General features: G+C 41.7%; 16 protein-coding genes and 2 tRNA genes. 3 read left to right on the top strand and 15 right to left on the bottom strand.

The window, feature by feature from the left end; translation table 11 throughout:
• Positions 1 to 58: 58 nt before the first annotated feature.
• The 3 genes from C0W29_RS12275 to ubiT all read right to left on the bottom strand — a co-directional run bounded on the left by C0W29_RS12275 (position 59) and on the right by ubiT (position 2,387).
• Positions 59 to 1,156 (bottom strand): glycerol dehydrogenase, encoded by a 1,098-nt coding sequence (locus tag C0W29_RS12275; protein WP_045045127.1) that lies wholly within the window; start codon positions 1,154 to 1,156, stop codon positions 59 to 61.
• Positions 1,157 to 1,369: 213 nt separating this feature from the next.
• Positions 1,370 to 1,876, bottom strand: coding sequence for a GNAT family N-acetyltransferase (locus C0W29_RS12270; protein WP_045045126.1), 507 nt, complete (start codon positions 1,874 to 1,876; stop codon positions 1,370 to 1,372).
• The gene (gene ubiT, locus C0W29_RS12265) at positions 1,866 to 2,387 is read right to left on the bottom strand and encodes a ubiquinone anaerobic biosynthesis accessory factor UbiT (protein WP_045042282.1); all 522 of its coding nucleotides are present in this window, start codon (positions 2,385 to 2,387) and stop codon (positions 1,866 to 1,868) included. Before ubiT ends, C0W29_RS12270 begins: the two co-directional genes overlap by 11 nt.
• Before the next feature lie 221 nt (positions 2,388 to 2,608).
• On the opposite strand from ubiT, the gene C0W29_RS12260 reads away from it, so the two are divergent.
• The 3 genes from C0W29_RS12260 to C0W29_RS12250 all read left to right on the top strand — a co-directional run bounded on the left by C0W29_RS12260 (position 2,609) and on the right by C0W29_RS12250 (position 6,682).
• Positions 2,609 to 4,648, top strand: a complete 2,040-nt coding sequence (locus C0W29_RS12260; protein WP_045045125.1) for a sensor domain-containing protein — start codon at positions 2,609 to 2,611, stop codon at positions 4,646 to 4,648.
• 140 nt (positions 4,649 to 4,788) lie between these two features.
• Positions 4,789 to 5,796, top strand: a complete 1,008-nt coding sequence (ubiU, locus tag C0W29_RS12255; protein WP_045042280.1) for a ubiquinone anaerobic biosynthesis protein UbiU — start codon at positions 4,789 to 4,791, stop codon at positions 5,794 to 5,796.
• A 10-nt stretch (positions 5,797 to 5,806) separates the two neighbouring features.
• Positions 5,807 to 6,682, top strand: a complete 876-nt coding sequence (locus C0W29_RS12250; RefSeq protein ID WP_036795970.1) for a U32 family peptidase — start codon at positions 5,807 to 5,809, stop codon at positions 6,680 to 6,682.
• 80 nt (positions 6,683 to 6,762) lie between these two features.
• On the opposite strand, the gene nlpI is transcribed toward C0W29_RS12250, so the two are convergent.
• The 12 genes from nlpI to glmM form a co-directional block, all read right to left on the bottom strand.
• Entirely contained in the window at positions 6,763 to 7,665 is a 903-nt protein-coding gene (gene nlpI, locus C0W29_RS12245; RefSeq protein WP_080888852.1) for a lipoprotein NlpI, read from the bottom strand.
• 105 nt (positions 7,666 to 7,770) lie between these two features.
• The gene (pnp, locus tag C0W29_RS12240) at positions 7,771 to 9,894 is read right to left on the bottom strand and encodes a polyribonucleotide nucleotidyltransferase (protein WP_045042278.1); all 2,124 of its coding nucleotides are present in this window, start codon (positions 9,892 to 9,894) and stop codon (positions 7,771 to 7,773) included.
• Between the two features lie 393 nt (positions 9,895 to 10,287).
• The gene (rpsO, locus tag C0W29_RS12235) at positions 10,288 to 10,557 is read right to left on the bottom strand and encodes a 30S ribosomal protein S15 (protein WP_006646210.1); all 270 of its coding nucleotides are present in this window, start codon (positions 10,555 to 10,557) and stop codon (positions 10,288 to 10,290) included.
• Positions 10,558 to 10,758: 201 nt separating this feature from the next.
• A complete protein-coding gene (truB, locus tag C0W29_RS12230; protein ID WP_036795973.1) occupies positions 10,759 to 11,703 on the bottom strand; it encodes a tRNA pseudouridine(55) synthase TruB in 945 nt (314 codons plus the stop codon).
• Positions 11,704 to 11,705: 2 nt separating this feature from the next.
• Positions 11,706 to 12,107, bottom strand: coding sequence for a 30S ribosome-binding factor RbfA (gene rbfA / locus C0W29_RS12225; RefSeq protein ID WP_036795974.1), 402 nt, complete (start codon positions 12,105 to 12,107; stop codon positions 11,706 to 11,708).
• A gap of 98 nt (positions 12,108 to 12,205) precedes the next feature.
• Positions 12,206 to 14,938 (bottom strand): translation initiation factor IF-2, encoded by a 2,733-nt coding sequence (infB, locus tag C0W29_RS12220; protein ID WP_045045124.1) that lies wholly within the window; start codon positions 14,936 to 14,938, stop codon positions 12,206 to 12,208.
• A gap of 28 nt (positions 14,939 to 14,966) precedes the next feature.
• The gene (gene nusA, locus C0W29_RS12215; RefSeq protein WP_045042275.1) at positions 14,967 to 16,454 is read right to left on the bottom strand and encodes a transcription termination factor NusA; all 1,488 of its coding nucleotides are present in this window, start codon (positions 16,452 to 16,454) and stop codon (positions 14,967 to 14,969) included.
• 22 nt (positions 16,455 to 16,476) lie between these two features.
• Positions 16,477 to 16,932 carry a ribosome maturation factor RimP gene (gene rimP, locus C0W29_RS12210; RefSeq protein WP_045042274.1) on the bottom strand — a complete coding sequence of 152 codons (456 nt, stop codon included), beginning with the start codon at positions 16,930 to 16,932 and terminating at the stop codon, positions 16,477 to 16,479.
• 188 nt (positions 16,933 to 17,120) lie between these two features.
• Positions 17,121 to 17,197 (bottom strand) — tRNA-Met (locus C0W29_RS12205).
• Positions 17,198 to 17,254: 57 nt separating this feature from the next.
• Positions 17,255 to 17,339: transfer RNA gene (locus tag C0W29_RS12200), tRNA-Leu, on the bottom strand.
• Between the two features lie 11 nt (positions 17,340 to 17,350).
• Positions 17,351 to 17,740 (bottom strand): preprotein translocase subunit SecG, encoded by a 390-nt coding sequence (secG, locus tag C0W29_RS12195; RefSeq protein ID WP_080888851.1) that lies wholly within the window; start codon positions 17,738 to 17,740, stop codon positions 17,351 to 17,353.
• A 268-nt stretch (positions 17,741 to 18,008) separates the two neighbouring features.
• The gene (gene glmM, locus C0W29_RS12190) at positions 18,009 to 19,346 is read right to left on the bottom strand and encodes a phosphoglucosamine mutase (RefSeq protein ID WP_045045123.1); all 1,338 of its coding nucleotides are present in this window, start codon (positions 19,344 to 19,346) and stop codon (positions 18,009 to 18,011) included.
• Positions 19,347 to 19,396 lie beyond the last annotated feature (50 nt).

The following is a 19,396-nucleotide window of genomic DNA, read 5'->3' as shown; positions in this document are numbered from 1 at the left end:
AACAATGCCGACAGCAAGTCGGCATTGTTTATTATTCAGTGATCATCAAGCTTAAGCATTAATCATGGTAACGTTGAGCTAATGCATCTGCGGCAACCATTGCTTGGTAAACACGCTCTGCATTCACTTTAACGGGCATATTGCCCATGGTATCACCTTCAGCACAAGCAATTTCAGCGACTTGACGCCAATCAGCTTCAACCATTTCTTCAATGCCAAAATCGGCAAGTGTTAATGGTAGACCTGCTGTTTTCATTACATAAATAACGTTTTCAATCTCTTCTGCGTCAGCTTTTTCTAATACCAATTGGGTTAGTAAACCAAAAGCGACTTTTTCACCATGTTGAATATGATGTAGTTGCGGTAGTGATGACATACCGTTGCTGATCGCATGTGCAGCAGCTAAACCACCAGACTCAGCACCAACCCCGCTTAAGTAAATAGTCGCTTCAACCATTTCTTCTAATGCTGGAGTAACGACATGACGGCGTGCTGCGTCCATAGCCATTTCAACATTTTCAACAATCAGTTCATAACACATTAGTGCCATACCTAAACCAGTACGTGATACTCGTTTTTGGACTAAGTTTAGTCCATCGGCATAACAACAAGCACGTGCTTCAAAGAAAGTAGCAAGAGCATCACCAATACCAGCAGCAAAAAACTTCGTTGGAGCAGCAGCAATGATACCGGTATCAGCTATAACCGCATCTGGATTTTGAGGTAAGAACAAGTAACGATCAAACTCACCATCGTCTTTATATATCACTGATAATGCAGTACAAGGCGCATCCGTTGAAGCGATGGTTGGAAAAATAATCACTGGAATTTTAGCAAAATGCGCCACCGCTTTGGCAACATCCATAGTTTTACCACCACCGATACCCACTACAACATTTGCGCCGTGGTGTTTTACTATCTCATGAATACGACCAATTTCAGTATCAGTACATTCATATTGAAATTGTTCTGCATGAGCGGTAATGCTCGCTTGCTGTAAAGAGGGTAATGCTTCAGCTTGTACTTTATTAAGAATAAATTCATCACAAATCAATAAAGCATTATTACCAAAATCTTTAATAAACCCATCCAGTTGCGGTAACAGGTTTTGGCCAATAATAAATTTTTTAGGTGAGGTAATACTACGTGGGATCATCGATGCTATTCCTTAAGAATTATTTCTTAGCGACAAAATACCACCACTAAATATTAAGCTAAATGACAAATAAAGAATTCTTAATTCTCAATATTAACCTTGTTGCACCAATCTATGAATAGGTTGTTAATAAAAACCAAAAAGCCACACCATTATTAACGTGTTGTCGTTAATGTCCAGTGTGGCTTTTTATTTTGGCTATTAACCACATGATTAGGCTAACGCATTAAACTCTTCACAATATTCAACCAAACCTTGATATTGTTTAACACTACCAGGCACAACTTCTAACACCATGAAAGCCTCTTCAGTGCCGGGCCAACTGCATGTTAAACCATACTTAAGTGCCGGTTGATAACCCGCTTGCTGATAATAATTAGGATCACCTAATACCACCACTGTCGGATAATCAAAATCGGCTAACGTTGCTTGCGCTTCCGCTAATAATGCTAGACCAACCCCTTGATGGCGATGATCCTCACGCACAGCTAAAGGAGCAAGACCTTGCCAATTCGTTTCTTGTCCAGCGACCGTTACCGGACTAAAAAAAGCATGCCCAATCACTTCACCATCATCTGTACAAGCAACTAATGACAATGTACGACAGCCATTTTCACGTAAACGCATCACCAAATTAGCTTCGGCGTCAGTCTCAAAAACTGATTTTAACAATGCATCAATTAATAGAATATCAGCAGGCGCTTCAGATCTAATGAGCATGTATAACCTCTTTCTCAATCACGTTAGTCTGCATTCCCTGATGAATAAAATCAGCTGATTGCTGTAACACAAATTTTACCAGAGCAGGTAAAGAATCAAGATCAATACTATCCATCAAATTCTTTACTTCCAGCCCCAGTTCAGTATCCCCTTCTATACGAAGACGACGTTGGAAGAACAGTGTATCAGGATCTTCTTTGCGTGCCGCAATTAATACTAAGTCATTACACTCACCACTAAAGCTTACATCATGCTGGTCGCATTGCTCAGCAACAACCAACTGCTGATCTTGATAACTAATAAACCACTGTAACCCTAAATCACGCACTTCAACTTTTAGCCAACGATCTTCAAGAAACTCAAAATCACCGTCCTCTAAAGCTTCTTTAAAAACCATCGCCAAGCCATCAAGCATCATTTTCTTTTGAATAGCGAACGGGGTTAGCTTTGCAGGGACACGTAAGAATGCCGGGCCGCGTTGAACCAATTTTCGTCTAAGTTGAGCAATCACTATTTGTATTCCTGTTTAAAATCGAACGCTAAAAATGAATTGTATGGCAATCTTAGCCATTTGTTTTATGCCTTGAGTCAAAAAAAAGCAACTGCTCTAGAAAAACTCACTATTATTTTGTTAATAAACATTATATTTACCCTCACTAACATTTACACTAACTATGATTTAGCACCAACTTATTATTAACATTCAAATATAACGCTAAGGATTAGACATTCATGCAAATAGAGCAACTTGACTATTGGTTTCCATTACTGACAAATAATAGTCCTTTCCTATTTGCGATTCTTAACGACCAACACCACTATCATAGTGTTAATAATCGTTATAGTGATATCAGTGGTAAACCACAACACGAACTCATTGGTAGTAATGATATTGACACTCTTGGTAGCTACTACTATCAATGCTTAAAACCTTATTACGAACGTGCATTTAATGGCGAAGTTATTGAAGCTGAAATTATTATCAATGACACTGATCATCACACCAGTTTGCACATTAGCTTGGCACCGTTAACGAATGTCGACGGTAAAATTGATCATATTATTTTACATTCCGTAGATACTTCAGAACGCCATGTATTAATCAACTCATTGCAAGAATCAGAGCATCAACTGACCCAACTTCAAAACCTGATGACTGATGGTATCTGTGTGATTGAAAAAAATATCATCATGAATGCCAATCAACGCGCCGTTGAACTATTGGGTATGACCTCAAAAAATGCCTTACTCGGACAAGCACTTGATCATGTGTTACTCGATAATAAGAAACAACCTTGTCACAGTAAAACATTCGCTCAAGCAACCCATAACAATAATCGCCATTATTATTCTGCTCATAATGATGCTCACTCGCCATTGATGGTAACGACAACGGCTATTACCATGATGGGGGAAGCGGCATTACTAATAAAGCTCACTCCCGACACCAGCACTGATGAACAACAGCATAAAATTGAGCAATTAACTCAACTGGATCCTTTAACGGGCCTTTATAATCGCTATGGCTTTAGTCGCCAACTTGAACTGCTAATGAAAGCCAATACACCGCTATTTATGCTATATATCGACATTGATAACTTTAAAAACATCAATGACTCATTAGGGCATCATATTGGTGATAAAGTCCTGCAAGAAATTGCGCTGCGATTGCAACAACTGTTACCTAAAAATGCGCTTATTGGTCATTTAAGTGGTGATGAATTTGCCGTTTTACTGGCACACCCTGAACATGAAAATAGCGGTGAAATAATTGCAGAACAAATCATTGCGTTAGTTAACCAACCCTTTGATCTGCGTTATTTTAGTAAGCACCTTGCCTGCTCAATTGGGATGGTTAAATCGCCGGGTAATGGCCATGATGCGCGCATGATGTTGCAAAATGCCGACACTGCAATGTATGAAGCCAAAAATCGCGGTAGAAATCGGTTAGTGGTTTTCAGTGATGCAATGAGTAAAGAAGCTCGAATGCGATTATGGCTGGAAATAGAACTACAAAAAGCACTGCAAAATAATGGCTTAGAAGTATGGTATCAACCTAAAGTTAACGCCAAAAATTTTGAAATTGACGGTGCAGAAGCATTAGTTCGTTGGAAGCACCCCGTTGAGGGCTACATTAGCCCAGCCCAATTTATTCCTGTTGCTGAACGATCTGGTCTCATCGAGCAACTAGGCCGTGTGGTGATGCGAGAGGTATTTACTACCGTTAAGCAATGGAAAAAACAACAGCTCTTAAAAGGGCGAGTAGCAATCAACTTATCATCACAACAATTTGAAAATCCTAAATTAATTAGTTTTGTCGATAAACTACGTCAATCAACAGGAATCAATGCGGCAGATTTTACCTTTGAGCTTACCGAAAGTTCAGTAATGAGCGACGGTGAACATACCATCCAAATGCTCAATGCCATTAAGCAACAAGGGTTTGCATTATCTATTGATGACTTTGGTACCGGATATTCATCATTGTCTTATTTAGCGAGGTTTCCGCTAGATGAACTCAAAATTGATCGCGCTTTTATTAAAGATATTGATACCATTCCGAGACAAATTACCCTCATCGAAAATATCATCAATTTAGGTAAATCACTCAACATGAGTGTAGTGGCAGAAGGCATTGAAACTCGCCAACAAGCAACTTTACTATCAAACCTTAATTGCGACTATATTCAAGGATTTCATTTTCACCGCCCAATGCCAAAGCAAGAACTTGAAGACTTGTTATTAAAGGAAAAAGTTTATCTTAATGGCTGATATGAACCTCAAAACACGATCATTTAGTAACAATTTTATTGTTTAATATCAACCAAACCTGCCTAACATCAAGATCTGCCGCCATAAACACTTTTACTATGATGGCATCGCTTTTATGCAAAGATTGGATAATAAATAACATGGAGCTTCTTTGCCCCGCTGGTAATCTTCCAGCATTAAAAACAGCTATCGATAACGGTGCAGATGCAGTTTATATCGGTTTTAAGGACGATACTAACGCCCGCCACTTTGCTGGTTTAAACTTCACCGATCGCAAGCTTGAAAAAGCCGTACAATATGTAAAAGATCACGATCGTAAATTACATGTGGCTTTAAATACCTTTGCTCACCCAGATGGCTTTAGTCGCTGGACTAAAGCGGTTGATAACGCAGCGGCAATGGGCGTTGATGCTCTGATCGTGGCTGATATTGGCGTACTTGAATATGCCGCAACCACTTACCCTGATTTAGAGTTACATCTCTCAGTGCAGGCATCAGCAACTAACACCGCTGCAATCGATTATTACCAGCAAAATTTCAATATCAAACGCGTCGTGTTACCGCGGGTACTTTCTATCCATCAAGTTAAGCAATTAGCCCGTAATACTGATATGCAATTAGAAGTTTTTGCTTTTGGTAGTTTATGTATTATGTCTGAAGGACGCTGCTATTTATCATCTTACATGACAGGCGAATCCCCCAATACGGTTGGTGCTTGTTCTCCAGCAAAGTATGTTCGCTGGCAAGAAACACCACAAGGATTAGAATCGCGCTTAAATGAAATTTTAATTGATCGCTATACTCAAGGTGAAAATGCTGGTTATCCCACGCTATGTAAAGGCCGATTTGATATTAATATCGACGGTGAAAACAAGCGCTATCACGCACTAGAAGAGCCAACTAGCCTTAATACCCTAGAAATTTTACCTGAGCTATTTAAGGCTAATATTGCATCAGTTAAAATTGAAGGTCGCCAACGCAGCCCTGCTTATGTTGAGCAAGTAACCCGTACTTGGCGTGCAGCAATTGACCACTATTTAGCAAATCCTGAAGGCTACAGTGTTAATCCAGCATGGAATGCATGTCTGGGTAACCTGTCTGAAGGTAAGCAAACGACGTTAGGTGCATACCACCGCAAATGGCAATAAGGGATCATTAATGAAATACTCACTAGGGCCATTATTATACTTTTGGCCTCAGCATGATGTTGAAACCTTTTATCAGCAAGCAAAGCACAGTAATGTTGATATTATTTATTTAGGTGAGACGGTGTGCTCTAAACGTCGTGCCCTAAAACCAGCTCAATGGATAGATATTGCGAAAGAACTTGCCACCAATGGTAAGCAAGTCGTGCTATCAACCATGGCATTGCTAGAAGCGCCTAGCGAAGTTAACATCATGAAAAAATATATCGATAACGGCGACTTTATTGTTGAAGCTAACGATGTATCTGCGATTCAACTTGCATCACAAAGCAAGGTGCCGTTTGTGGTTGGTCCTGCGGTTAACTGCTATAACGCCCAAACCCTCAAACTATTTGTTAAACAAGGCATGACCCGTTGGTGTATGCCGGTTGAACTGTCTCGTGATTGGTTAGCTAACACACTTACCGAATGTGAGGCTTTAGGTATCCGTCAACAATTCGAAACCGAAGTCTTTAGCTATGGTTATTTACCTCTTGCCTATTCAGCCCGCTGCTTTACTGCTCGAGCTGAAAATAAAGCTAAAGATGATTGTGAGACTTGTTGTATCAAGTATCCACAAGGGATCACTGTGAACAGTCAAGAAGATCAAAAAATCTTCACCCTCAATGGCATTCAAACCCAATCAGGCTACTGCTATAACTTGATCAACGATTTGAAAGGCATGAAAGATATGGTCGATGTAGTCAGGTTAAGCCCTATGGGACTTGATACCCTCACCTTAATCGATGATTTCCGTGCTAATGAGCAAAGTACGATTCGTCATCCTCTGGCTGATGGTCATCAATGTAATGGCTATTGGCATAATCTTGCAGGATTAGATATTCGTTAGAGGTTCGAGGTTCGAGATTCGATTAAAATAAAAAAATAGCCGCTTTTCATAGCGGCTATTTTTATAGAAAATCATGATGACTATGCGTTTGGAGGAACTGGTTCCACTGGTGCTGCATTTTGCTCAGCGGTTAAAATACGATCCAATTCAAGTAAAGACAGTCGATGTTCAACAAACTCATACACATTACCCGCTAGTGCAAGTTTATACAGCATAACTGCAGTCGAATAATCTTGTTGATTTTGATAGCGCTGCGCTAAATAAAAATAGCCTTCAGTTAATCGCAAAGCCAACTGTTGATTATCTTTACTCTGCTCGGCAATCTCAGTTAAAAATTGCGCTTCACTAATATCACCAAGATACATACGCACAATCTGCCAGCCCCAATCTTGTTTATCACTCGCCGCATAACGTTGTTGAAGTAATGTTTGAGCTTGCTCTGGCACAAATTTCAAATCATTAATGTAGAGCCAAATTACTCGATAAGGATCATTAATATCCAGCTGGTAATGCGGCAATAAATCATCATTCGCTAAATCGTAACGCTCACCATAATAAAGCGCGATACCTCGATTACGGTGTGCATAAGGATGCTCTGGAGCGAGATCCAAGGTCGAATCAAACGCTTCATAAGCTAAATCAAACAACCCCATTTGAGTGAAAATAACCCCGGCAACATTATATAAATCAGGCTGGTTAGGGTTTAACGTTAACGATTTATTAAAATCAAGTCGTGCTAAATCACGTAAACCTAAACTGTCATGCAGTAAACCGCGATCATAATAAATGGTCGCTAATGTTGTTTGAGGAATATTGGGTTGCTGTAATATTTGCTCAATTCGTGCCAACTGGATTTGCTGCTGCAAACTAGGTTGATAAGGAATCGCCATTGGCGGATGGGTCCATGTTGTTGGCATTGCTGAACAACCACTCAACATCAGCACTGACGCAATTACAACATATTGAAGATGGCGTATTATCAACTCATTTCTCCCTGTGACATCAATGACGATCCAGCGTCTATGATAATATTTGGATCAAAAAAAGGGGCTATTAAGCCCCTTTATATCATGATATTAGCAAAACGTTTAGCCTTGTGGCTGCTCGTCTTGTGCAGGAGCTGCGGCTGGCGCTTCTACTGCTTCTTTCATGCTTAGACGGATACGGCCTTGACGGTCGATTTCAAGTACTTTAACTTGAACTTCTTGACCCATCTGTAGGTAATCAGACACTTTCTCTACACGATCTTGTGAGATTTGAGAAATGTGAACTAGACCTTCTTTAGCACCGATCACTGATACAAATGCACCGAAATCAACGATACGCATTACTTTACCAGTGTAAACACGGCCAACTTCAACGTCAGCTGTGATTTCTTCGATACGACGGATTGCTTCTTGTGCAGCAGTCCCTTCAGTCGCAGCGATCTTCACTGTACCATCGTCTTCGATTTCGATTGTAGTACCAGTTTCTTCAGTAAGTGCACGGATAACTGCACCACCTTTACCGATAACATCTTTGATCTTCTCAGGGTTGATCTTCATCATGTGAATGCGAGGAGCAAACTGAGAGATATCTTCACGAGGAGAGTTAATTGCGTTATCCATTACGCTAAGGATGTGCTTACGCGCGCCTTTAGCTTGGTTAAGTGCAATTTCCATGATCTCTTTAGTGATACCTTCAATCTTGATATCCATCTGAAGTGCTGTGATACCGTCGTCAGTACCCGCTACTTTAAAGTCCATGTCACCTAGGTGATCTTCATCACCAAGAATGTCAGAAAGAACAACGAAATCATCGCCTTCTTTCACAAGACCCATTGCGATACCCGCAACAGATGCTTTGATTGGCACACCAGCGTCCATAAGAGCAAGTGAAGTACCACATACAGAAGCCATTGAAGATGAACCGTTAGATTCAGTGATTTCTGATACTACACGCACTGTGTACGGGAACTCGTCAACAGAAGGCATAACAGCTTGAATACCACGCTTCGCCAACTTACCGTGACCAATTTCACGACGCTTAGGCGAACCAACGAAACCAGTTTCACCTACACAGTATGGAGGGAAGTTGTAGTGAAGAAGGAAGTGATCTTTCTTCTCACCCATGATGCTATCAATGATTTGAGCATCACGTTGTGTACCCAATGTTGCAGTAACAAGTGCTTGCGTTTCACCACGTGTAAATAGTGAAGAACCGTGAGTACGTGGAAGTACACCAGTACGTACGTCTAGCGCACGAACCATGTCCTTTTCACGACCATCGATACGTGGAAGACCTGCAATGATACGGCCACGTACAACTGTCTTCTCTAGATCGTGGAAGATAGTGTGGATTTCTTTCGCGTTTGCATCAACATCTTCAGCAAGAATTGCGTCATTTACTTCAGCAGCAATCTCATGAATACGGTCGTAACGCGCCATTTTCTCTGTGATTTGGTAAGCTTCAACAAGCTTAGCTTCAGCAAGTTCAGCGATCTTAGTTTTAAGTGCTGTGTTCTCTGCAGGAGCAGTCCAATCCCAAGCTGGTGTTGCAACTTCAGCTGCAAACTCATTGATTGCATTGATAACAACTTGCTGTTGGTCGTGACCGAACACTACTGCTTGTAGCATTTGCTCTTCAGATAGGCGATCAGCTTCTGATTCAACCATTAGAACAGCATCTTTAGTACCAGCAACAACAAGATCTAGACGGCTTTCTTCTAGTTCTACATTGCTTGGGTTAAGAACGAATTGATCGTTAATGTAACCTACACGTGCAGCACCGATAGGACCATTGAATGGAATACCAGAAATAGCTAATGCCGCTGATGTACCAATCATTGTTACCATATCAGGGTTAACTGCAGGATTTACAGAAACCACAGTGGCAATAACTTGTACTTCGTTTTTAAAATCGTCAGGGAATAGCGGACGGATTGGACGGTCAATTAGACGTGCAGTCAGTGTTTCGCCTTCTGAAGGGCGACCTTCACGCTTGAAGAAACCACCAGGGATCTTACCTGCAGCGTAAGTACGCTCTTGGTAGTTCACTGTTAGCGGGAAGAAGTCTTGGCCTTCTACTGCTGTTTTCTTACCAACAACAGAAACGAACACTGAAGTGTCGTCCATGCTAACCATTACTGCAGCAGTCGCTTGACGTGCTATAACACCAGTCTCAAGAGTAACCGTGTGGTTACCGTACTGGAAAGTCTTTACGATAGGATTCACGTGAATTTCCTTAAATATATTCCGCTTTCTATTTGCTGGTCAATTATAACCAACACAAACATAAGCGTCATGTAATGATGTCCACTTTTGTAGTGATTTCACGTATCGCGACTAATGAAAGTTCTTAGCCATGAAAAAACTCTCATTAGCCGCGACCTGAAGGTCGACGAAAACGACTCGCGAAGTCATAACAAGTGGATGTGTACAGTTATTTACTCGACACCTATCATATCTTTGCATAAGCATTCATACAACAAACTTGAGCTTAACTCCGGTACAGATAGTAGACGAAATTGCGAAAGATGACAGGGGAACGAATCAATAATAGCGGTATCAATAATAAAAAGAGCAGATAAAAAGAAAGGAGCCTAGGGCTCCTTTCTTAAAGCAATCTTAGCGACGTAGGCCTAGACGCTTGATCAAGTCTTGGTAACGATCTAGGTTTTTACCTTTAAGGTAATCTAGAAGCTTACGACGACGAGAAACCATGCGTAGTAAACCGCGACGGCTGTGGTGGTCATGCTTGTGGTTAGCAAAGTGACCTTGAAGGTGGTTGATTTGCGCTGTTAAAAGTGCAACCTGAACTTCAGGAGAACCAGTATCATTTTCACATTGTGCGTAATCTGCAACGATTGCTGCTTTAGTTTCTGCATTCAGAGACATAACTCATTCCTAATACAAGATGTTTTAATTTGTGCCGCCAATCTCTGATTCAGCCGACACCCAAGCCGCGGATTATACTGATCAGCGGTACTAACTACAAGCGAATAATTAACCAGTGTTATTTTTAATCTCAAACGACTTATTCCCGATAATCAAGATGATTCGCGGTTCACAATCAGTTGCGATTTTCTGGTGTCATTATTATTCTTGTTCGTTTGCCATTACTCGCTTTGGTGCCAACATGCCTTTCGCATCAATGGTACCAACACCAATAAATTCAGCTGCTTCACCGACGGTAATACGCACTAATGTGCCTTCAGCAGGGACAACTTCCGCACTGACAGGATTACCATGCAGCACATGAACAGCTAATTCAGCACTGATGTTCACTTCTGGTAAATCTTGCACCGCAGTATCAGTTGGCAATAATAACGCATCTAACACTGTACCCGGTTCAATCTCATCCGCTTTAGCTTGATCAAGCATTGCTTGTAATTGCTCAATAGTAACCATTCGTTCATACGGAAAGTTAGATACTCCTGTACGACGTAAATAAGTCACGTGAGCGCCACAACCTAGCATTTCGCCTAAATCATCCACAATCGTACGAATATATGTGCCTTTTGACACATGTAATTCCATTTCAACTTCATTGTTATCAAAGCGTAGTAACTCAACCGAATACACCGTAATCTTACGTGACTCGCGAGGAATTGAAATTCCTTCGCGCGCGTATTCATACAATTTACGGCCTTGGTACTTTAATGCAGAGTACATTGATGGAATTTGATCTGTCGTGCCACGAAAGCTATCGATACAAGCTTCAAGTTGATCACGTTCAACATTAACAGCACGGGTTTCAACCACTTCACCATCAGAATCAGACGTATCAGTACGTTCACCTAACTTAGCAACCACACGATAACGCTTATCTGAATCTAATAAAAATTGTGAAAACTTGGTCGCTTCACCAAAACAAAGCGGTAACATGCCCGTCGCTAAAGGATCAAGCGCACCAGTATGGCCCGCTTTTTGTGCAAAAAAGATACGTTTCACTTTTTGCAGCGTATCGTTAGAACTAATGCCGGTTGGTTTATCAACCAAGATCACACCGTTAATTGGACGACCTTTACGACGACGTGCCATGTTTACTCCTCGCCTTTTTCTACTTCGTCTTCATCACCACGACGATCTTCATCGTCACGTACCGCTTTTGATACTAGGTTTGAAATACGCATACCTTCAGTCAACGACTGATCAAAGATAAAGTTTAATTCTGGCGTCACACGCAAGCGAATTTCTTTACCTAATAGTGAACGAATGTAAGGTGCCATTTCACGTAACGCAGCCAAGCTACCTTCTGCCGTTTGCTCACCAATAGTGAAAAACGTTACATAGATCTTGGCGTAGTTCATGTCACGCGAAACATCAACACTTGAAATTGTTGTCATTGCGATCGCTGGATCTTTGATTTCACGTTGTAAAATCACAGCCAATTCTTTTTGTAGCTGTTGAGCTACACGTTGGGTACGGCTAAATTCTTTTGCCATTGTCTTGCTCTCTCTAAGAATAATGCTCTTGAAAGAATGGGGAGCCGAAGCTCCCCATTATCATTATCATGTTGAAAAACAACTATCTACACTGATTATTAATCAAGTGTACGTTGGATTTCAATAATTTCGAATACTTCGATCTGGTCACCAACGCGAACGTCGTTGTAGTTCTTAACGCCGATACCACACTCGTAACCGTTCTTAACTTCAGCAACGTCATCTTTAAAGCGACGTAGTGACTCAAGCTCACCTTCGTAAATAACTACGTTTTCACGTAGAACACGAATAGGGTTATTACGCTTAATAGTACCTTCAGTTACCATACAACCAGCGATTGCGCCGATCTTAGGTGACTTAAATACGTCACGTACTTCAGCAAGACCAATGATCTCTTGCTTGAACTCAGGAGCCAACATACCACCCATCGCCGCTTTAACTTCGTCGATTAGTTGGTAGATGATTGAGTAGTAACGTAGGTCTAGGTTTTCATTTTCGATTGTTTGACGCGCAGACGCATCAGCACGAACGTTGAAACCAAGAACGATAGCGTTAGAAGCTGCTGCAAGTACTGCATCAGTTTCAGTGATTGCACCAACACCTGAACCTACAATGTTCACTTTCACTTCGTCAGTTGAAAGTTTACGTAGTGAGTCAGCAATTGCTTCAACAGAACCTTGAACGTCAGCTTTTAGTACTACGTTTAGCTCAGCAACTTCGCCAGCTTCCATGTTAGCAAACATGTTTTCTAGCTTAGATTTTTGTTGACGTGCTAGTTTAATATCACAGAATTTACCTTGACGGTAAAGTGCAACTTCACGTGCTTTACGCTCATCACGTACAACAGTTGCTTCATCACCAGATGATGGCACACCAGAAAGACCAAGGATCTCAACAGGAATAGAAGGACCTGCTGATTCAATTTCTTGACCTTGTTCGTTGCGCATTGCACGGATACGACCATGCATTAGACCACAAAGAACGATATCGCCCTTACGCAATGTACCTTCTTGAACAAGTACAGTTGCTACAGGACCACGGCCTTTATCAAGACGTGATTCGATAACCACACCTGACGCCATGCCTTCTTCAACTGCTGTAAGTTCAAGAATTTCTGACTGAAGTAAGATAGCTTCTAGTAAACCATCGATATTAGTACCTTGTTTCGCAGAGATGTGAACAAACATGTTCTCACCGCCCCACTCTTCAGGCATAACGTCGTATTGAGCTAACTCATTCTTCACGTTGTCTGGGTTTGCATCTTCTTTATCGATCTTGTTTACCGCAACGATCAAAGGTACACCAGCTGCTTTCGCATGCTGAATCGCTTCGATTGTTTGTGGCATAACACCATCGTCTGCTGCAACTACAAGTACAACGATATCTGTCGCTTGAGCACCACGAGCACGCATAGCTGTAAACGCTGCGTGTCCTGGAGTATCAAGGAAAGTGATCATACCATTGTCAGTTTCAACGTGGTAAGCACCAATGTGCTGTGTAATACCACCTGCTTCGCCTGAAGCAACGTGTGCTTTACGAATGTAGTCAAGTGTTGATGTTTTACCGTGGTCAACGTGACCCATGATAGTAACAACTGGCGCACGAGATACTTTGATTAAATCTAGCTCGTTACGATTAGAAAGAATCGCTTCTTCCAATTCGTTTTCTTTACGTAGAATAACCTTGTGGCCCATTTCTTCAGCAACAAGAGATGCTGTTTCTTGGTCGATAACTTGGTTGATAGTCGCCATTGCGCCCATCTTCATCATTACCTTGATAACTTCAACGCCTTTAACAGACATTTTGTTAGCCAATTCAGAAACAACAATCGTTTCGCCAATAATAACATCTTGCTTAGCGACTAGTGCTGTCTTATCGAAGCCATGTTGCATTGATGCTGGTTTGTTCATTTGTGGCTTACCGCGACCACGTTGGTTACGACCGCCACGGCCACCACGTTCGTCTTGCTTAGCCGCTGGTTTTTTCTTTTTACGACGGCGAGAAGTTTCTTCTTTGCGGTCTTGTTCATCTTCTGCAGCACGAGCATATGTAGATGTCGTTGTATGGTAATCAGATTTTTCCATACTTACTGCTTGCTCAGGTTTTACCCCGTTTTTCTCGTTCTGTTCTGCCATTTTGCGAGCCTCTTCTAGCTGACGCTGACTTTCTTCTTCGGCTTTTCGCTTGGCTTCCTGTTCCAGACGACGCTGTAGTACTTCAGCATCTAACTTAGCCTGTTTGTCAGCGACGGTGCGCTTAGCTTTTTGATCAGCTTTACGCTTATCCTCTTCGGTACGATTCGCTTTATCCTCAGCGTCTCGCTTTAATTTCTCTTCTGCTTCACGCTTGGCAGTTTCTTCTGCTTTACGCTGCTCTTCAGCTTGACGTGTGGCAGCTTCCTCTGCGCTACGTTTTGCTGCTTCTTCTGCGGCTTGGCTAGCAATCATGTCAGCTTCACGTTGCGCTTTTGCTTCCGCTTCACGCTTAACAGCATCTTCTGCTGCACGTTGTTCATCTTCAAGTGCTGAACGTTTCACGTAGGTGCGCTTTTTGCGCACTTCTACTTGAACATTTTTGCTCTTGCCACCACTGCCAGACACACTTAGTGTACTACGTGTCTTGCGCTGCAGAGTCAGACGAGTCGGAGCGCCGTCAGTATTGCCGTCACTACCATGCTCCTTTTGGAGATGGTTAAGTAACGCCTGTTTTTCGGTTTGGCTTACATTTGCATCAACATTCTTAGCGATCCCAGCATCTGAAAACTGTTGAAGTAAACGGTCAATTGGCGTACCAATTTCTTCCGCCAATGTTTTAACGGTAACCTCTGACATAATGCTCCTCCCTTGCTTTATTTTTTGATTACGCTTCGTCGCTGAACCAGCAAATATTACGCGCAGCCATAATTAGCTCACCCGCTCTTGCTTCGTCCACGCCTTCAATGTCGGTCAAGTCATCAGTTCCTTGATCAGCAAGATCTTCAAGCGTACAAATACCTTTTGCTGCAAACTTAAACGCTAATTCACGCTCAAGACCTTCCAGACTTAATAAATCTTCAGCTGGTTCTACACCATCAAGCGTTTCTTCTTTAGCAAGCGCTAGAGTAGTCAATGCTGCTTTTGCACGGCTACGTAGGTTATCAATCGTCTCTTCATCAAGACCATCAATATCCATTAACTCACTTAATGGAACGTAAGCAATTTCTTCTAGTGTAGTAAAGCCTTCTTCTACCAATACTGTGGCAAAATCTTCATCAATATCAAGGTACTTAGTGAACACTTCAATTGATGCTTGTGCTTCTGCTTGGTGTTTTTTCTGTAGATCTTCAACTGTCATTACGTTCAGTTCCCAGCCAGTAAGCTGTGATGCTAGACGTACGTTTTGACCGTTGCGACCGATCGCTTGTGCCAGATTATCTTTCTGTACAGCGATATCCATCGTGTGGTTGTCTTCATCAACAATAATTGAATCAACTTCCGCAGGTGCCATTGCATTAATAACGTATTGTGCAGCATTTTCATCCCACAATACGATATCAATACGCTCGCCGCCAAGCTCACTAGAAACAGCTTGAACACGCGCGCCGCGCATACCAACACACGCACCAACTGGATCAATACGCTTATCGTTAGTTTTTACTGCGATTTTCGCACGAGAGCCAGCATCACGTGCTGCGCCCATTAGTTCAATGAGTTCTTCGCCCATTTCAGGCACTTCAATGCGGAATAGCTCAGATAACATTTCTGGCTTAGAACGCGTCATGAATAACTGGAAACCACGTGCTTCAGGTGCAACTTTGTACAGTAGACCACGAACGCGATCGCCTGGACGGAAGTTTTCACGCGGAAGTTGATCATCACGCTGGATAACGGCTTCTGCGTTGCTACCCAAATCAATAATCACTGCGTCACGATTTACTTTCTTAACAATACCAGTGATTAACTCACCTTCATTATCAATAAATTGTGCCACAATTTGCTCACGCTCAGCTTCACGTACTTTTTGTACGATAACTTGCTTTGCAGTTTGCGTAGTAATACGGTCGAATGTTACTGATTGAATATCATCTTCAACATAATCGCCTAGTGCAACTGTTGGATCTTCAAATTGTGCCGCTTCTAACGTAATTTCAAGTGTAGGTTGCGTAACCTCATCTACTGCTTTCCAACGACGGAAAGTTTCGAATTCACCCGTTTTACGATCGATAACAACACGAACTTCGATTTCTGCTTCGTGTTTCTTTTTAGTTGCTGTTGCTAATGCAATCTCAAGCGCTTCAAAAATACGCTCGCGAGGAACAGCTTTTTCGTTGGATACCGCTTCTACGACAGCCAAGATTTCTTTGTTCATTTCTAATGCCCCAATTTAGCGGTTAGAATTTTGGAACTAGGTTGGCCTTGGAGATATTGCTCAGTGCAAAGGACTCGTCATTGCCATCTACGTTAAGTGTGATCAGTTCGCCTTCAACAGCGACAATGTCACCTTTCCACTTACGACGGTTTCCCATCGCCATTTTTAATACTAAGCTAACTTCATGACCAATAAATTGTTGATAATGTGCTGCTTTGAAGAGTGGTCTTTCCAATCCAGGGGAAGACACTTCTAGGTGGTAAGCAACAGTAATTGGATCTTCAACATCCATTACTGCACTAATCTGGCGGCTAACCTCTGCACAACCGTCTACATTAATACCATTTTCATGGTCAATAAACACGCGAAGTGTGGAGTGCTCACCAGCACGGATGAACTCTAAACCAACAAGTTCAAAGCCAATAGCTTGAACTGAAGGCTCAAGTAAGTCGGTTAATTGTGTCTCTAAAGCTGTCAAGACAACCCCCCGGAAACAAAAAAAGGGCATAAAGCCCAGTAAATACCTGAATGGTCATGTTTCAGATAATAAAAAACCCCGAATACGGGGTTTTTTATTACTGGACCCTGATTACTAAAACCATGCAAGCAAGTGTTTTAGTAAGAAAACAAACATTCAAAATTAAGAATAGTCTATTTTCAGGAAAGTGGTTGCGGGGGCCGGATTTGAACCAACGACCTTCGGGTTATGAGCCCGACGAGCTACCAAGCTGCTCCACCCCGCGTCCGATTCTGAACAGAGTATACCGTTCAGATGTTACTATTACAAGTAACCAGTATAATGGTGCCGAGAAGGGGACTTGAACCCCTACACCTTGCGGCACTAGCACCTCATGCTAGCGTGTCTACCAATTTCACCATCTCGGCTAAATCTTTACTTACTGAGATTTTTCACTTGTTGCTGGTGTTGTTTCAGCAGTGTTCTCAGTCGTTTTTTCTGCTGTAATTACTTTATCAGCGGTTACAGTCTTTTGTTTTTCAACAGCTTGTGTTGTAGCAGGTGCTGAAAGGTTATCCCAGCCACTTGTCTCTGCTGCTTGCTTGGTACTAATGTTGCCAAGAACAAGACTGATTGCAAAGAAAACAATTGCACAAAGTGTTGTCATTCGAGTTAGAAAATTTCCTGAGCCGCTAGAGCCGAACAAAGTTCCTGAAGCACCAGCCCCGAATGAAGCTCCCATATCTGCGCCTTTACCTTGCTGAACCATTACTAGGCCAATTACACCAAGCGCAGCGACAAGATAAATCACAAGTAGAATTTCGTACATGGGTTCCACCTATGGATAAATTGCTATACCGGCTTTGCTTTAGCAGTGCCAGCGCATTCCTCTTATCTAGAGAGCAAATGAATACTAGCGAAACCCTGTAACAGTGACAAGTAATATTTACCTAAAAAGTGAATATTCCAAACCACTTGCACAACATTTAGCCAAAAACAAAGTCATTGAAATAAAAAGGCTGACCATATTTTATTAGCCAGCCTCCACCTTATTGAGTAATGCTTAAAAAAATAAACAGTTACCAACAATCATTACATTAGCAGTTTTCTTTCACTGCTTTTGCAATTTCTAATGCATATTGCTTAACATCAGCTGCATTTTGGCCTTCAACCATAACACGAATCAATGGCTCAGTGCCTGATTTACGTAATAATACGCGACCATTATCACCTAATTTTTGCTCAACCGCTTCAGTTGCTGCAAGAACCGCTGCTGATTGTAGAGGATCACTATCGCCTTTAAAGCGTACATTTTCCAATACTTGCGGGAACATTGTCATTCCATCACTAAGCTCTTTTAAGCTCATCTTACTTGCAACAATAGAAGCCATCACTTGCAAACCAGCGACAATACCGTCACCAGTTGTTACTTTATCAAGTAAAATAACATGGCCTGAATTTTCAGCACCAATTAGCCAATTATTCTTTATTAGCTCTTCCATTACATAACGGTCACCCACTTTTGCTCGTACAAAAGGAATGCCTAAATTTTTAAGTGCAACTTCCATGCCCATGTTAGTCATTAATGTACCAACGACACCACCTTTGAGCTCACCACAACGTAATGCATCACGAGCGATGATATAAGCAATTTGGTCACCATCAACTTTATTACCTAACTCATCAACCATAATAATACGGTCGCCATCGCCATCAAGGGCAATACCAAAATTAGCTTTTTCTGCTAAAACTTTAGCCTGTAGTGCAGCAACATCAGTTGCACCTACTTTGTCATTAATATTGATACCGTTTGGCTCGCAACCAATAGTAATAACATCAGCACCTAATTCAGAAAACACTTTAGGCGCAATGTGGTAAGTCGCGCCATGGGCACAATCAACAACAATTTTATAACCTTCAAGGCTTAAATGGTTAGGGAAAGTACCCTTACAAAATTCAATATAACGCCCTGCTGCATCATCAATACGGTAAGCCTTACCCAATAATGCCGATTCAACACACGTTAATGGTTTTTCCATTTCAGCTTCAATCGCCAATTCAACCTCATCAGGTAATTTCGTACCCTGTGCTGAAAAGAACTTAATGCCATTATCGTGATATGGGTTATGTGATGCAGAAATAACAATCCCTGCTTCAGCACGAAATGTACGAGTTAAATAGGCAACAGCAGGAGTTGGCATTGGACCTGTAAAAGCCGCTTTTAAGCCAGCCGCAGCTAAACCCGCTTCTAAAGCAGACTCCAACATATAACCTGAAATACGGGTATCTTTACCGATTAGGACTTTTTTAGTTCCTGTTTGCGATAATACGCGTCCAGCCGCCCAGCCTAATTTCATTACAAATTCAGGTGTAATAGGGCCTTCACCAACAAGACCACGAATACCATCAGTACCAAAGAACTTACGTTCAGCCATTTTATGCTCCTAGCTCTATTTACTAAGTATATCGACTGTAATTAGCTTAC

Source organism: Photobacterium kishitanii, from assembly GCF_003026355.1.
Classification (GTDB): domain Bacteria; phylum Pseudomonadota; class Gammaproteobacteria; order Enterobacterales; family Vibrionaceae; genus Photobacterium; species Photobacterium kishitanii.
This window is presented reverse-complemented; position numbering and strand designations above follow the sequence as displayed.